Consider the following 14,379-nt stretch of genomic DNA (forward strand, 5'->3'; position numbering starts at 1 on the left):
GTAGCCTGGGTTTGCCGAGAAAAGGGGGAATCACCATGCTAAGCCGCACCGCCGACCACCTGTTCTGGATGGCCCGCTACACCGAGCGCGCGGAAAACACCGCCCGCATGCTCGACGTCAACTACCAGGCTTCGATGCTGCCGCAATCGCCCGACGTGGCGCAGCAAGGCTGGCTGGCGATGCTCGACGTGACGGAGCTCACGCCGGTATTCGCCGCGCACCACGGCGCGGTCGTGCACGAGGAAGTGATCGATTTCATGGTGCGCGACCTGAGCCACCCGGCGTCGATCATGTCCTGCCTGCGCGCCGCCCGCGAAAACGCCCGCGCCGTGCGCGGCGCACTCACCACGCCGCTGTGGGAGACCATCAACACCACCTGGCTCGATGTCCAGCAGATGGTGGCCGACGGCATCCTGCGCCACGATCCGGCGCAGTTCTTCGAGTGGGTCAAGTTCCGCTCCCACTTAACGCGTGGCGTGGAAGCCGGCACCATGCTCAAGGACGAAGCCTACTGCTTCATGCGGCTGGGCACCTTCCTGGAGCGCGCCGACAATACCGCCCGCATTCTCGACGTCAAGTTCCAGGCCACCGACCTCAGCCTGCAGCAAGACGACTTCTACCAATGGGCCGCGGTATTGCGCTCCGTGTCGGGGCTGGAGATGTATCGCAAGGTCTATCGCTCGGTGGTCACGCCGGAGCGCGTGGCCGAGTTGCTGATCGTCCATCCGGATATGCCGCGGTCGCTGGCAGCCAGTTTGCGGGAGGTGGTTTCGTTGCTGGCGCAGGTGCGCAATGCGCGCTCAGTGGAGACGGAGCGACGGGCGGGGAAACTGCATGCCGAGCTTAAATTCACTCGGATCGAGGATATTTTTTCTGTCGGGATTCATGGGTGGCTTAGCGATTTTCTTCGCAGGATCCATGAGCTTGGGGGTGGGGTTAGTCGGGATTTTTTGATGAAGGGGGTGGGGGGGTAGGGGGGGAGGGGGTAGGGTGTAGGGGCTTTTGGGGGGCTTTCGCTGTTTATTTCGTCGGCGTTGGTTTTTGCACCCAAGAGCCATACGACATCCCCCTGCGGGGGCTGCCGGTCACTCTTCTTTGCGTCGGCAAAGAAGACTAACGAGAAGAAAGCCGACCCTGCCGGGGGCAGAGCAATCGCGGGTGCTAGGGGCGCTGGTTTCGTCGTAGGGCCAGCGGTTCTGCTCGCTTCTGCCGGTACCGGTTTGACCGGCCACGAATCTGCCAGCCTCCGGGATTCGTGGTGAGGCCCCCGGTAGCAGACACCACTTGCTTCAAGCCGTCTGTCGCTCGCGGCGCGGCCGGCCACGAAGTTGCAGGCGCACCGGTTCCGTCGTGGGCGCGGTGGCACCGCCTTGATTAGCCCGAGACCCTGACCACCGCGCCCGCCCCACCACGAAACCATTGGCAGACGATGTGTCGTGATGGTCCGCGCCGGTAACGGCAGATGGTCGAACGCTCACCGGGCAAAGCGATCAGGGGCACCACCACGTGACCATTGGGTAATGCAGTTACGATGGCCTTTGCGCCGGTAAGGCAAAGGCCAGCTAACACTCCGGGCCGTACGACGAAACCACCAATATTCGAAAGCCTTATTGCTCTGCCCCCGGCAGGGTCGGCTTTCTTCTCGTTAGTCTTCTTTGCCGACGTGTATAGACCGGGGACATAGGTGACGGGTGTGCGAGGACATGGTTGACACTTTCGGGCAATGAATCTGCCCGGAATCCGACCATGCCTTGGAGCACGCGCGACACCATGAGCCTTCGTCAAGAATTCATCCTTCTGGCCCAGCAAGAGGGCAGCAATCGCCGCGAGTTATGCCGGCGCTTCAGCATCAGTCCCCAGACTGCCTACAAATGGCTCGCGCGCTATGCCGAGCAAGGCGAGGCCGGTCTGGTCGACCGCTCTCGGCGGCCCAGTCGCAGCCCGGAACAGACCCACGCCGACCTTGAACAGGCCGTGATCGCGCTTCGCCAGCAGCATCCTGCCTGGGGCGGGCGCAAGATCAGCCGCCGCTTGCAGGACCTGGGGCATACCGAGGCGCCGGCTCCCAGCACTGTCACCTCGATCCTGCATCGCCACGGGCTAATTACGCCGGAGGCCTCGGCCAAATCGGTGGCATGGCAGCGTTTCGAGCATCCCGAGCCCAACCATCTCTGGCAGATGGACTACAAGGGCTGGTTTGCCACCCGAGACGGCATGCCGTGTTACCCACTGACGGTGCTGGACGACCATTCCCGCTTCAATATCCTGCTCACGGCCTGCACCAGGACCCAGACTGCAGTGGTGCAGCGCCATCTGCGCGAGGCTTTCCGTCGTTATGGGCTGCCGCTGCGCATCAACGCCGACAACGGTGCGCCCTGGGGCAGCCCTTCCCAACCCGGCCAGCTCACGGCTCTGGCGATCTGGTTGATTCGCCTGGGCGTGCGCTTGAGCCATAGCCGCCCCGCGCACCCACAAACCAATGGCAAGGATGAGCGGTTCCACCGCACCTTTAAGGCCGAGGTGCTCACCGGCAACGACTTTGCTTCCTGCCGTTATGCGCAGCGCGCATTCGATCGCTGGCGCGATGTCTACAACCAGCAGCGACCTCACGAAGCCCTTGGCCTGGCGACGCCCGTCACGCGGTATCGGCCCAGCCCGAGGCCATATCCGGAGCAGTTGCCGCCCATCGAATACGGCCCTGACGACACCGTAGTGCAGGTCAAATGGCACGGCGAGCTCTGTTTCCAGGGACGTCGCTTCAAGGTTTCGAATGCCCTAGCCAAGCTGCACGTGGCGCTGCGCCCTGACGCCAGACACAGCGGCAAATACGCCCTTTACTTTGCACATCATCGCTTCGGAAGCATCGACCTAAACGACCCGAATGCCGCTTAAAATGTGTCAACCATGTCCTCGCACATGTGTCACCCATGTCCCCGGTCTATACACCGACGCAAAGAAGAGTGACCGGCAGCCCCCGCAGGGGGATGTCGTATGGCTGTTGGGTGCAAGATGCCACCGCCGACGAAATAAACAGCGACCGCCCCCGCAGGGGGATGCCGTACGGCTGTTGGGGGCAAAGGCCATCGCCGCTCAAAGAAACAGCGACCAACACCTCATGGCCGCTACCCAACCCCTATCCCACCAACTCCCGATGCAACGCCAAATACTCCAACGCCAACTTATGCCTCGGATCCAGGTGAATCATCGGCATCGCATGCTGATGCGACTCCCGGATCTTCACCGACGACGACAACCGTGAATTCAACACCGGCAACCCTTCGCCGACCAGTTCCTCCACCAGTTGCAACGGCAAGGTGGCGCGCGGCTGGAACTGGTTGATCACGATCCCTTCGACTTCCAGGTCCGCGTTGTGGTCGTGCTGGATCTCTTTCACGTTGTCGAGCAGCGTGTAGAGCGCGCGGCGGGAGAAGTCGTCGCAGTCGAAGGGAATCAGGCAGCGCTGGACCGCAATCAGCGCGGAGCGGGTGTAGAAGTTCAGCGCGGGCGGGGTGTCGATATAGATGGCGTCGTACGCGTCTTCCAGCTCGATCAGCGCGTCGCGCAGCTTGTAGATCTTGTAGCGGGATTCGAGCTTGCCGTGCAGCGTATCGAGCTCGGGATGGGCGGGCATCACGTCGAGGTTTTCGAACGGCGTGGCGTGGATGAACGCGGTGACATCCAGCGGCTTGAAGCTGTATGTGAGCGCGGTCTCGAAGAAGTCGGCCACCGTCGGGGTGGCCTCGGCGGCGTGCGCGCCGAGCAGGTACTGGCTGGAGTTGCCTTGCGCATCGAGGTCGATGACCAGGGTGCGCAGGCCTTCGCTGGCACTGATGGCCGCCAGGTTGCAGACGATGGTCGACTTGCCGACTCCGCCCTTCTGATTAAATACGACGCGCCGCATTTGAGCCCTTGGAGGTGAACGTTCCAAAGGACAGAGGATACCTTAGCCAGGTGTCATTTCAGCGGCCAAATCGCATGCCAGGCTATGTTTGTATCAGCCGCTTTTGCCGCGAGATACTCATCAGGATCCCGATGCCCATGCCCAGCGTCACCAGCGCCGTTCCCCCATAGCTCAACAGCGGCAACGGCACGCCCACCACGGGCAGGATGCCGCTCACCATGCCCATGTTCACAAAGGCATAGGTGAAGAAGATCAGCGTGATCGACCCCGCCAGCAGCCGCGAGAACAGTGTCGGCGCGTTGGCCGCGATGTATAGCCCGCGGAAGATCAGCAGCAGGTAGAGCACCAGCAGCACGGCGTTGCCGATCAGTCCGAACTCTTCGGAGAACACGGCGAAGATGAAGTCGGTGTGCTTCTCGGGGATGAACTCGAGGTGCGTCTGCGTGCCCTTGAGCCAGCCTTTGCCGAACACGCCGCCGGAGCCGATGGCGATGATGGACTGGATGGTGTGGAAGCCCTTGCCGAGCGGGTCGGTGGTGGGGTCCAGCAGCGTGCAGATGCGGTGTTGCTGGTAGTCGTGCAGGATCGGCCAGTTCACGCCGGGGGCGCAGATATCGTGCTCGAAGCTGACCAGCGCGGTGATGGCGACCACCGCGATGGCAAGCAGCGGCAGGATGATCTTCCACGACAGGCCGGCGAAATAGATCACATATAGGCCGGCGGCCATCACCAGCAGGCCGGTGCCGAGGTCGGGCTGCTTGGCGATCAGGCCCACGGGCACGCCGAGCAGCACCAGCGCCAGCACAAAGTCGAACCACCTGACCGAGCCCTCCCGTTTCTGGAAGTACCACGCCAGCATCAGCGGCATGGCAATCTTCATGATCTCCGAGGGCTGGATCACCATGCCGACGTAGAGCCAGCGCCGCGCGCCCTTGCGGATCAGGCCGAACATGGCCACCGCCACCAGCAGGGCCACGCCGACCGTATAGAGCGGCACCGCCACCCGCATCAGCGTCTGGGTTGGCAGGTAAGCGATGACCCACATCACCAGGTAGGACAGCAGGATGTTGCGCAACTGGTCCTCGACCCGGCCGGGCATGTCGATGGCGGCGGAGTAGAGCGCCACGATGCCGGTGGCGAACAGCAGGAAGACGATAAGCGCGAGTGGCTTGTCAAAGCCGGTCAGGGCCGTCTTGATGAACGATAGGACGCGGCGGCGATCCATGGCGCGTCTCCTTCAGCGTGAAGCGTTGCCGCCGGCCGCGGCGGGCGCGGTTGCCGGCTTGGCGCGGGGTTTCGAACTGGCGGGCGCCATGACGGGCGACGCGGCCGGCGCGGGGGGCGGCGCCGGGCGGCTGTGGCCGAGGGCCTGCGCCATGCGCTGGTCCAGCGTCTGCACTGCCGAGGCGGGCGGGATGGCGGCGGGGTCGATCACCGGCGCCATCACGGCAGAGGCGGCCGTGGCGGAGGCGCCGGCGCGGGCTGCCACCCGCGCCGCCGGCACGCTGGCGCCTTCGCTGGTGGCGGCGGCTTCGCTCGCGCCCATGACGGTGGCGCTGGCGATGCTGGCGGTGTGGCCGGTGGTAAACACGCTGGGCGTATCCACGGGCGGCTTGCCGCCGGCGCGTTCGGACGCGGGCGGGGCGATGTTCGCCAGCTCTTCCGGCCACTTGCCCGTCAGATAGTAATCCATCACCTTGCGTGCGATCGGCGCGGCCACGGCACCGCCGAAGCCGGCGTTTTCCACGATCATCGCCAGCGCGATCTTCGGGTTGTCGGCGGGAGCGAATGCGGTATAGAGCGCGTGGTCGCGCTTGCGCTCGTCCAGCGCGTGGTGGTTGTACTTCTCGTTCTTGCCCATGGTGAAGGTCTGCGCCGTCCCGGTCTTGCCGGCGGACTCATAGGCGGCGCCGGCGAACGCGCGGGCGGCGGTGCCCGAGTGCGTCACACCGACCATGGCGCGCTTGATCACGTCGATATCCGACTGCTTGAGCGGCAGGCGATAGCTTTCCTTGGGCACGGTGAGCTCGCGCTCGCGGCTGACCGAATCCTCCACCGCTTTGACCAGGTGGGGCTTCATCGCGATGCCGTTGTTGACCAGGATGGAGGTGGCGTTGGCCAGCTGCAGGATGGTGAAGCTGTTGTAGCCCTGGCCGATCCCCAGCGAGATGGTTTCGCCGTCATACCATTTCTGCTGCTCGGGCTTGCGGTAGGCGCGGCGCTTCCAGTCGGTGGAGGGCAGGATGCCGCGGCTCTCGCCTTCGATGTCGATGCCGGTGATCTGGCCGAAGCCCAGCGGCTTCATGAAGTCGTGGATGGCGTTGACGCCCATGTCGCGCGCCAGCATGTAGTAATAGGTGTCGCACGACTGCACGATGGAGGCGTTCATGTCCACCCAGCCGTGGCCGCCTGGCTTGTCGTCGCGGAAGGTGTGGTTGCCCAGCGTGAACGAGCCCGGATCGTGGAAGCCCCAGGCTGCGGTGCGCTTGCCGGTGGTGAGTGCCGCCAGCGCCATGAACGGCTTGTAGGTGGAGCCGGGCGGGTAGGTGCCGCGCAGCGGGCGGTTCAGCAGTGGCTTGTCGGGCGAGCCGTTGAGCTCGTTCCAGGTATTGGTGTCGATGCCTTCGACGAACAGGTTGGGGTCGTAGGTCGGCTTGGAGACAAAGGCCAGGATGTCGCCCGTGGCCGGCTCGATCGCCACCAGCGCGCCGCGCTTGTCGCCAAACAGCGCCTCGGCCAGTTGCTGCAGGCGGATGTCGAGCGACAGGATCAGGTTGTTGCCGGGCGTGGCGGGGGAGGTGGACAGCGTGCGGATGGGGCGTCCGCCCGCGCTCACTTCCACTTCCTCGAACCCGGTCAGGCCGTGCAACTCGGTTTCGTAGCTTTGCTCGATGCCGATCTTGCCGATGTAGTTGGAGCCCTTGTAGTTGTCGGCGTCCTTGCGCGGATCGTATTTGGCGCCTTCGGCGCTGTTGGCCTCGTCCATGGCCTCGATGCGTTCCTGGTCGCGCTGGGAGATGCGGCCCAGGTAGCCGATCACGTGCGAGGCGGACTCGCCCAGCGGGTACTGGCGGAACAGCCGGGCACGCACGTCCACACCCGGAAAGCGGAAGCGCTGGGCGGAGAAGCGCGCCACTTCCTCGTCGGTGAGCTGGCTGCGGATCGGCAGGCTCTCGAAGCTGCGCGACTCCTCCATCAGGCGCTTGAAGCGGCGGCGGTCGCGCGGCTGGATGTCGATCAGCTGGGCCAGTTCCTCGATGGTGTTGTCGAGCGTGTCGGACAGCTTGGACGGGGTGATTTCCAGCGTGTAGGCGGAATAGTTGCGCGCCAGCACCACGCCGTTGCGGTCCATGATGATGCCGCGGTTGGGCTCGATCGGCGCCACCGAGATGCGGTTGTCCTCGGCCTTGGCCGAGTACTGGTCATGCTTGTACCACTGCAGCCACAGGAAACGGCTGAACAGCAGGCCGAAGCAGATCACGGCAAACAGGCCCGCCGCCGCTACGCGGATGCGGAAGCGGCCGAGCTCCTGTTCGACATTGCGTATTTCGGTCATGGTACTGCGTCAGCCTTGCGGTTTGCCGCGCCCCCCAAGGGGGCGCGGCGGGACTTCGGTTGGGGTAAAGCGTCAGATCGGCCGGGTTTCGTCCACGTCGGCGCTGCGGCGCTGCGGCGCCAGCAGCATGCCGGTGGCCAGCGGCCACAGCAGCGCTTCGATGCCCGGCGCCAGCAGCAATTGCCAGCCGGGCAGCGGCGCGCCCATGGCCAGGCGGATCAGCACCGGCACAGCGTGGGCGATAAACAGCAGCGGCAGCACGTGCAGCGCCTGGGTATAGACCGTGAACCACAGCACGCGGCGATGGATGGTGATGGCGAAGTACGCCAGCAGCGAGTAGGCCATGGCGTGCTCGCCCAGCAGGCGCGCGTCATGCACGTCCATCAGCAGGCCGAGCGCGAAGGCCACACCCATGCCGACCTTGCGCGGCTGGTGGATGTTCCAGAACACCAGCACCAGCGCCACCATGTCGGGCACCCACAGCGTGGTGCCCCAGGGCATCAGGTTGAACAGGAAGGCCAGCACGAAACTCAGCGCAATAAACGCGGGGTTGACCGGGCGCAGCAGATATTGGGGATTGGTCAACGCTTGGGCTCCTTGGCCGCGGCGGGCTTGTCTGCGGGCTTTTCCGCCGGCTTGTCAGCAGGCTTTGCGGCAGGCTTCTCCGCGGGCTTGTCGGCGGGCTTGTCGGCCGGCCGCTCTCCTGAGCGTTCGGCATCCCGCACGCCCGGGCGGTTCGCCCTGACGCTGCGCGCTTCCTTGGCGTCGCGTGGGCCGTCGATGGACTCGCGCGGCGGCAACTGCGCTTCGTAGCGGATCACCAGCAACTGGCGGTGCGAACGCACGCCGGCCACCGGTTCGCAGTACACGCGCGAGAAGGCGGTATCGGCCTTGCGCTCGATCTGGACGATCTTGGCCACCGGCAGGCCTGGCGGGTAGGTGCCGTCCAGGCCGGAGGTCACCAGCAGGTCGCCCTGCTGCAGGTCGGCCGAGGCGGCCATGAAGCGCAGGTCGAGCAGGCCGGCGCGGGCACCGCCAAAGGCCACGCTGCGCAAGCCGTTGCGCACTACCTGCACGGGAATGGCCTGCTCCTTGTCGGTCAGCAGCGTGACTTCCGACTGGAACGGCGAAACCCGGGTGATCTGGCCGATCACGCCGCGTTCGTCGATCACGGGGTAGCCCGCGCGCAGGCCATGCTGGCTGCCGCGGTCGATCACGATGCGTTGGCTATAGGGGTCGCGGGCGTCGTACAGGATCTCGGCCGCCGTCACCGGCGTGGCCGACTGCTGCACCAGGCCAAGCAGCTTGCGCAGCTGGTTGTTCTCGGCCTCGAGCTGGGACTGGCGCACCGCCCCCTCGGCCTCGGTCACCATGCGGCGCTTGAGGTCGCGGTTCTCGCTGGCGAGGGCGGCGGAAGACTGGGCGTAGTCGAAGGTGGCGCGCAGCGCGTCGCGCGGCACCAGCACCGTGCGCTCCACCGGCATCAGCACGGTGGCGGCAACCTGGCGCACCACGCGTAGGGCGTCAAAGCGCGCATCAACGATGAGCAGCGCCAGCGCGATCGTCACATAGAAGACGAGGCGCGCAACGGCGGAAGTGCCCTGCTTGAAGAGCGGCGGCGGAGTGTAATCCATTTACCCGTGCGCTGGCAGAAAGGTCCCCCGGTGCCGCAGGCACGACTGCACCGCGGCACGCCAGCCGGAGTGGCTGGGGCGTCGCGGCGCGGTGTGGTGCACCGGGACTGGCCGGGTCGGGAGGGTAGCGCGGCAAGGCGCTGCCCCGACCAGGTAGTCCGGCAGGCCGCGTCGCGCCACGTGCGAATCCTCTGCTTACGCTTTATTCGTAAGAGAAGATGCTGCCGAGCTTGTCCATGCGCTCGAGCGCCATGCCGGAGCCGCGCACCACGCAGGTCAGCGGGTCTTCGGCGACCAGCACCGGCAGGCCGGTTTCCTCGGCCAGCAGGCGATCCAGGTCGCGCAGCAGCGCGCCGCCGCCGGTCAGCATCATGCCGCGCTCGGCGATGTCGGCGCCGAGTTCCGGCGGGGTTTGTTCCAGCGCGATCTTGACGGCCGACACGATCTGGTTGAGCGGATCGGTCAGGGCTTCCAGGATTTCGTTGGACGACACCGTGAAGGCACGCGGGATGCCTTCGGACAGGTTGCGGCCCTTGACTTCCATTTCGCGGACTTCGGAGCCGGGGAACGCCGAACCGATGGCCTTCTTGATGGCTTCGGCGGTCTGCTCGCCGATCAGCATGCCGTAGTTGCGGCGGATGTAGTTGACGATGGCTTCGTCGAACTTGTCGCCACCCACGCGCACCGAGCCCTTGTAGACCATGCCGCCCAGCGAGATGATGCCCACCTCGGTGGTGCCGCCGCCGATATCCACCACCATCGAGCCCGACGGCTCCGACACGGGCAAGCCGGCGCCGATCGCGGCCGACATCGGCTCCTCGATCAGGTACACCTGGCTGGCGCCGGCGCCCAGCGCCGATTCGCGGATGGCGCGGCGCTCGACCTGGGTCGAGCCGCAGGGCACGCAGATGATGATGCGCGGCGAGGGGCGCAGCAGCTTGGTGTCGTGCACCATCTTGATGAACTGCTTGAGCATCTGCTCTGTGACCGTGAAGTCGGCGATCACGCCGTCTTTCATCGGGCGGATCGCTTCGATGTTGCCCGGTACCTTGCCCAGCATCTGCTTGGCTTCCTTGCCCACCGCCTGGATCGTCTTCTTGGCGTTGGGTCCGCCTTCCTGGCGGATGGCGACCACGGACGGCTCATCAAGGACGATGCCCTTGTCACGCATGTAGATCAGGGTGTTGGCGGTGCCGAGGTCGATCGCGAGATCGTTGGAGAAGTAGCTGCGGAGAAATCCGAACATCAGGAATCCTGTTTTCTGGTGGTTCGCGAGTATGCGAAGTGGCCGGCGCCGCTGCGGGGCCAGCCACGATATTCATAGCGACGGGTAGTATTAAGGCCCCCGATCGTCCGGTGGGGCCGGCGCCGTTGCCAGTCCGCGTTGTCATACGCTGCGAACTGCCAGGGCCAGGGCCGCCAACCAAGGCCGCTTTGCCAGGTGGCGAAAGCAGCCTCTACGGGAACCTTTGATTAGACCACGCGCGAAAGTTCGGTGGAACAGCGCTGCAATTACAAATTAATTGCTGGCGGGGGCGGCCTAATCGGAGGAACCTGTCTGTCATCCCTTGGGTGCCTTCAACCCCGCACCGGCGGGGGCGCTCGGGCCACATGGCCAGTGCTGGCTGGCCCGGGTGCCGGATTACGCTGCCGGGGTGTCTCGCCGGAGTGTCCCAAAAAGCTCCGGAGGCGGCGGTTTTGCACCAATGTGACGAAGGCGCGGCCAAAGGATGGCAACGCGCAATGATACCTTATAATTCCCCCTGTTTCGGGGGCTTCTTCCTCGAAAAAACCTGTAACTTTGACGATTCCCGGGCGCTCCCGGCAGCACTTGCCCGGCCCGCCCCGGCCGCGCCCGCATCGCCTTTCGCACCGACCCCAAGCCATGGCTCTCGACCTATCCGACGTCAAGCGCATCGCCCACCTTGCCCGCATCGAAATCAACGATGACGAGGCTGGGCAGACGCTTGTGCAGCTCAATCAATTCTTCTCCCTGGTCGAACAGATGCAGGCGGTCGACACCACCGGCATCGTGCCGCTGGCCCACCCGCTGTCCGCGGTGCGCGAGATGTCGCAGCGGCTGCGCGACGACGTGGTCACCGAGCCCAGCCGCCGCGAGGACTACCAGCGTCCCGCCCCGGCCACCGAAGGCGGCCTCTACCTGGTGCCCAAGGTCATCGAATAAAGGTCAGACGCACCCCGGCCCTCGACCCAGCGGCTGCGCCGCGCCGCCTACAGGCTGCGCCGGCAGCCATCACCTGCCAAGCCAAACCGACCGACATGCCCTTTTCCGCAACTTCCGTGACCTCCCTGCGCGAGCTTTCCGATGCGCTGGCGGCCCGCTCCGTCTCCGCCGAAGAACTGGCGCGTGATTACCTGGCCCGCATCGAGCAGGCTGGCGCGCTCAACGCCTTTGTCGACGTCAACCCCGAACTCACCCTGGCGCAGGCCCGCGCCGCCGACGCGCGGCGTGCGCGCGGCGAAGCCGGCCCGCTGACCGGCGTGCCGATCGCCCACAAGGATGTGTTCGTCACCCGTGGCTGGCGCGCCACGGCGGGCTCGCGCATGCTGGCCAACTACGAAAGCCCGTTCGACGCGGCCGTGGTCGAGCGCCTCGGCGCCGCCGGCATGGTGACGCTGGGCAAGACCAATATGGACGAGTTCGCGATGGGCTCGTCCAACGAGAACTCGCACTTCGGCCCGGTCAGGAACCCCTGGGACGCCAGCCGCGTGCCGGGTGGCTCCTCGGGCGGCTCCGCCGCCGCCGTGGCCGCCGGCCTGGCGCCTGCCGCCACCGGCACCGACACCGGGGGCTCGATCCGCCAGCCGGCCTCGTTCTCCGGCATCACCGGCATCAAGCCTACCTATGGCCGCGTGTCGCGCTACGGCATGATCGCCTTCGCCTCCTCGCTCGACCAGGGCGGCCCGATGGCGCATACCGCCGAGGATTGCGCCATGCTGCTGGGTGGCATGGCCGGCTTCGACGAGCGTGACTCCACCAGCGTTGCGCCCGCCCTGGGCGGCGTCGACGAGGACTACACCCGCCTGCTGGGCCAGGCGCGGGCGGGCGCCAGCGCCGGCAAGCCGCTGTCAGGGCTGCGCATCGGCCTGCCCAAGGAGTATTTCGGCAAGGGCCTGGCAGCGGACGTGGAGCAAGCCGTGCGCGTGGCGCTTGCCGAGTACGAAAAGCTGGGCGCCACGCTGGTCGAGGTGTCGCTGCCCAAGACCGAGCTGTCGATCCCCGTTTACTACGTGATCGCGCCGGCCGAGGCATCGTCCAACCTGTCGCGCTTTGACGGCGTGCGCTTTGGCCATCGCGCCGCCGAGTACCGCGACCTGATGGACATGTACAAGAAGACCCGCGCCGAAGGCTTCGGCCCGGAGGTCAAGCGCCGCATCATGGTGGGCGCCTATGTGCTGTCGCACGGCTACTACGACGCCTATTACCTGCAGGCACAAAAGATTCGCCGCATCATTGCTGACGATTTCCAGCGCGCCTTCACCCAGTGCGACGTGATCATGGGCCCGGTGGCGCCCACGGTGGCGTGGAAGCTCGGCGAGAAGAGCGCGGACCCGGTGCAGATGTACCTGGCCGACATCTTCACGCTGTCGACCAGCCTGGCCGGCCTGCCCGGCATGAGCGTGCCCTGCGGGCTGGGCGAGGGCGGCATGCCGGTTGGCCTGCAGCTGATCGGCAACTACTTTGGCGAGGCCGAGCTGCTGCAAACGGCGCACGCCTTCCAGCAGGCAACGGACTGGCATCTGCGCCGGCCCGCGCAGGCATGATCGCAGCGCGCTGGCTGTCGCGCATTGTGCTCGGCATCGGGCTGGCCGCTGCATTGGCGGCCTGCATCCCGCTGCCGCGCTTTGGCGGCAAGCCCCCGCCCATTGCCAGCCGCGACATCGACCTCGCCGGCGATTGCCGCCGCACCGAGGAAGACGGCTTTCGCGAGGATGCGCAGGTGCGCGTGGCGGACAACACCGTGCAGCAGTTGTCGTGGAAGCTGTGGGTGGGCAAGCGCGGCTCGTGCAGCTTCAACCTGGCCGAATTCCGCCAGACCCAGAAGAAGCCGCATATCGAGCTGCGCGCCAACGACGGCAGCGCCTGCAAGCTGATGATCTGGCAGGATCCGCGCCGGGTCACGCTCGCGCATGCCAATTGCGAGGCACGTTGCTCGCCGGGCATCTACGAAGAAGCCTGGCCGGTGATGTTCGAGCCTGGCGGCGGTGGCTGCGCGCAGACCCGATGAACCCGCTCAACGCCATGTCCAGAACCGCCCACGGTTGCATCGCCGCTCGCCTGAAGGCCTTCAGCCTGGGCGCGTGCGCCTTGCTGCTGGCAAGCCACGCCGTGCTGGTGCGGGCCGTGGTTCCAGCGGCCGGCGAGCGCGCCATGCCGGCGGCGCAGGCGGTGCGTTTCCCGGGCGCCGACGGCGGCCAGCCGCTCAGCGGCTACTGGTTCGTGCCGCAGCGCGGCGCCGCGGCCCCGGTCCCGGCCGTACGCGTGGTGATTGCGCTGCACGGCTGCGGCGGCCTGCACCGCAGTGGCGGCGCGGATGCCGCGGCGCTCCAGAGCCGTTACCGCGAGTACGTGCAGTGGCTGACCGCGCGCGGCTACGCGGTGCTGCTGCCCGACAGTTTCGGCCCGCGCGGCAAGCCGGACGGCATCTGTACCGAACGCCTGGACAGCCGCAACATCGACGACGCCACGCGGCGCGGCGATGTGCTGGCCGCATTGCAGTGGCTCGCGCGGCAGCCCGGCGTGGACACAGCGCATATCGTGCTGCTGGGCTGGTCCAACGGCGCGCAGGCGGTGCTTAGCACCATCGACGCCAGCCGCGACTGGCCGGCGGGCGCACCGGCGATCGAGCGCGCCGTGGCTTTTTACCCGGGCTGCAAGAGCGCGGTGCAGCGGCATGAGTACCGCCTGCGCACGCCCCTGCTGCTGCTGACCGGCGGCGCCGACGACTGGACCCCCGCCACCCGCTGCGCCATGCTGCGCGAGGCGGTCGCGGCGCGCCAGCCGGACGCGCGCTTTCGCCTGGAGATCTACCCCGGCGCGTATCACGGCTTTGACGGCACCGAGCTGCTGCGGGTGCGGCGCGATGTGCCCAACGGCGCGCGTCAAGGCCAGGGCGTGACCGTGGGCGGCGACCCGATCTCGCGCGATGCGGCGCTGGCGCAACTGGATTCATGGCTGGCCAGCCCGAATCCGTGACAGAACACGTAGCAGTACATAGCCACACGTAGGCACACGTAGCAAACAAGTAGCAACACATACAGCACAC

The 14,379-nt window shown here is 66.3% G+C and carries 12 protein-coding genes; 6 read left to right on the top strand and 6 right to left on the bottom strand.

What is annotated here, in order from left to right; genetic code table 11:
* Positions 1 to 35: 35 nt before the first annotated feature.
* Positions 36 to 974, top strand: coding sequence for an alpha-E domain-containing protein (locus F7R26_RS00725; protein ID WP_150993548.1), 939 nt, complete (start codon positions 36 to 38; stop codon positions 972 to 974).
* A 772-nt stretch (positions 975 to 1,746) separates the two neighbouring features.
* Entirely contained in the window at positions 1,747 to 2,892 is a 1,146-nt protein-coding gene (locus F7R26_RS00730; protein ID WP_193692108.1) for an IS481 family transposase, read from the top strand.
* A 241-nt stretch (positions 2,893 to 3,133) separates the two neighbouring features.
* On the opposite strand, the gene F7R26_RS00735 is transcribed toward F7R26_RS00730, so the two are convergent.
* The 6 genes from F7R26_RS00735 to F7R26_RS00760 all read right to left on the bottom strand — a co-directional run bounded on the left by F7R26_RS00735 (position 3,134) and on the right by F7R26_RS00760 (position 10,337).
* The gene (locus F7R26_RS00735) at positions 3,134 to 3,901 is read right to left on the bottom strand and encodes a ParA family protein (RefSeq protein ID WP_150993633.1); all 768 of its coding nucleotides are present in this window, start codon (positions 3,899 to 3,901) and stop codon (positions 3,134 to 3,136) included.
* Positions 3,902 to 3,983: 82 nt separating this feature from the next.
* On the bottom strand, positions 3,984 to 5,126 hold the full coding sequence (gene rodA, locus F7R26_RS00740; protein WP_150993635.1) for a rod shape-determining protein RodA: 1,143 nt from the start codon (positions 5,124 to 5,126) through the stop codon (positions 3,984 to 3,986).
* Between the two features lie 12 nt (positions 5,127 to 5,138).
* On the bottom strand, positions 5,139 to 7,457 hold the full coding sequence (gene mrdA / locus F7R26_RS00745) for a penicillin-binding protein 2 (protein ID WP_193692109.1): 2,319 nt from the start codon (positions 7,455 to 7,457) through the stop codon (positions 5,139 to 5,141).
* A gap of 72 nt (positions 7,458 to 7,529) precedes the next feature.
* Positions 7,530 to 8,042 carry a rod shape-determining protein MreD gene (gene mreD, locus F7R26_RS00750; RefSeq protein ID WP_150992634.1) on the bottom strand — a complete coding sequence of 171 codons (513 nt, stop codon included), beginning with the start codon at positions 8,040 to 8,042 and terminating at the stop codon, positions 7,530 to 7,532.
* Positions 8,039 to 9,091 (bottom strand): rod shape-determining protein MreC, encoded by a 1,053-nt coding sequence (mreC, locus tag F7R26_RS00755; RefSeq protein WP_150992636.1) that lies wholly within the window; start codon positions 9,089 to 9,091, stop codon positions 8,039 to 8,041. Before mreC ends, mreD begins: the two co-directional genes overlap by 4 nt.
* A 202-nt stretch (positions 9,092 to 9,293) precedes the next feature.
* The gene (locus tag F7R26_RS00760; protein ID WP_035859663.1) at positions 9,294 to 10,337 is read right to left on the bottom strand and encodes a rod shape-determining protein; all 1,044 of its coding nucleotides are present in this window, start codon (positions 10,335 to 10,337) and stop codon (positions 9,294 to 9,296) included.
* 639 nt (positions 10,338 to 10,976) lie between these two features.
* Between F7R26_RS00760 and gatC the strand changes: the two genes are divergently transcribed.
* The 4 genes from gatC to F7R26_RS00780 all read left to right on the top strand — a co-directional run bounded on the left by gatC (position 10,977) and on the right by F7R26_RS00780 (position 14,309).
* On the top strand, positions 10,977 to 11,276 hold the full coding sequence (gene gatC, locus F7R26_RS00765) for an Asp-tRNA(Asn)/Glu-tRNA(Gln) amidotransferase subunit GatC (protein ID WP_006156463.1): 300 nt from the start codon (positions 10,977 to 10,979) through the stop codon (positions 11,274 to 11,276).
* A gap of 95 nt (positions 11,277 to 11,371) precedes the next feature.
* Complete coding sequence (gatA, locus tag F7R26_RS00770) at positions 11,372 to 12,877, top strand: Asp-tRNA(Asn)/Glu-tRNA(Gln) amidotransferase subunit GatA (protein WP_150992638.1); 1,506 nt, start codon at positions 11,372 to 11,374, stop codon at positions 12,875 to 12,877.
* Positions 12,874 to 13,341: a hypothetical protein gene (locus tag F7R26_RS00775; RefSeq protein WP_043342791.1), complete on the top strand. Its 468-nt coding sequence runs from the start codon at positions 12,874 to 12,876 to the stop codon at positions 13,339 to 13,341. The genes gatA and F7R26_RS00775 overlap by 4 nt, the downstream gene beginning before the upstream one ends.
* Complete coding sequence (locus F7R26_RS00780) at positions 13,338 to 14,309, top strand: dienelactone hydrolase family protein (RefSeq protein WP_150992640.1); 972 nt, start codon at positions 13,338 to 13,340, stop codon at positions 14,307 to 14,309. The genes F7R26_RS00775 and F7R26_RS00780 overlap by 4 nt, the downstream gene beginning before the upstream one ends.
* Positions 14,310 to 14,379 lie beyond the last annotated feature (70 nt).

It is taken from the genome of Cupriavidus basilensis (assembly GCF_008801925.2).
Taxonomy (GTDB): domain Bacteria; phylum Pseudomonadota; class Gammaproteobacteria; order Burkholderiales; family Burkholderiaceae; genus Cupriavidus; species Cupriavidus basilensis.

Coding starts and splice junctions, on each gene's coding strand:
- mreC (WP_150992636.1), bottom strand. CDS start 9,091: ATGGATTACACTCCGCCGCCGCTCTTCAAGCAGGGCACTTCCGCCGTT.
- mrdA (WP_193692109.1), bottom strand. CDS start 7,457: ATGACCGAAATACGCAATGTCGAACAGGAGCTCGGCCGCTTCCGCATC.
- F7R26_RS00725 (WP_150993548.1), top strand. CDS start 36: ATGCTAAGCCGCACCGCCGACCACCTGTTCTGGATGGCCCGCTACACC.
- gatC (WP_006156463.1), top strand. CDS start 10,977: ATGGCTCTCGACCTATCCGACGTCAAGCGCATCGCCCACCTTGCCCGC.
- gatA (WP_150992638.1), top strand. CDS start 11,372: ATGCCCTTTTCCGCAACTTCCGTGACCTCCCTGCGCGAGCTTTCCGAT.
- F7R26_RS00730 (WP_193692108.1), top strand. CDS start 1,747: ATGCCTTGGAGCACGCGCGACACCATGAGCCTTCGTCAAGAATTCATC.
- F7R26_RS00775 (WP_043342791.1), top strand. CDS start 12,874: ATGATCGCAGCGCGCTGGCTGTCGCGCATTGTGCTCGGCATCGGGCTG.
- F7R26_RS00735 (WP_150993633.1), bottom strand. CDS start 3,901: ATGCGGCGCGTCGTATTTAATCAGAAGGGCGGAGTCGGCAAGTCGACC.
- F7R26_RS00780 (WP_150992640.1), top strand. CDS start 13,338: ATGAACCCGCTCAACGCCATGTCCAGAACCGCCCACGGTTGCATCGCC.
- F7R26_RS00760 (WP_035859663.1), bottom strand. CDS start 10,337: ATGTTCGGATTTCTCCGCAGCTACTTCTCCAACGATCTCGCGATCGAC.
- rodA (WP_150993635.1), bottom strand. CDS start 5,126: ATGGATCGCCGCCGCGTCCTATCGTTCATCAAGACGGCCCTGACCGGC.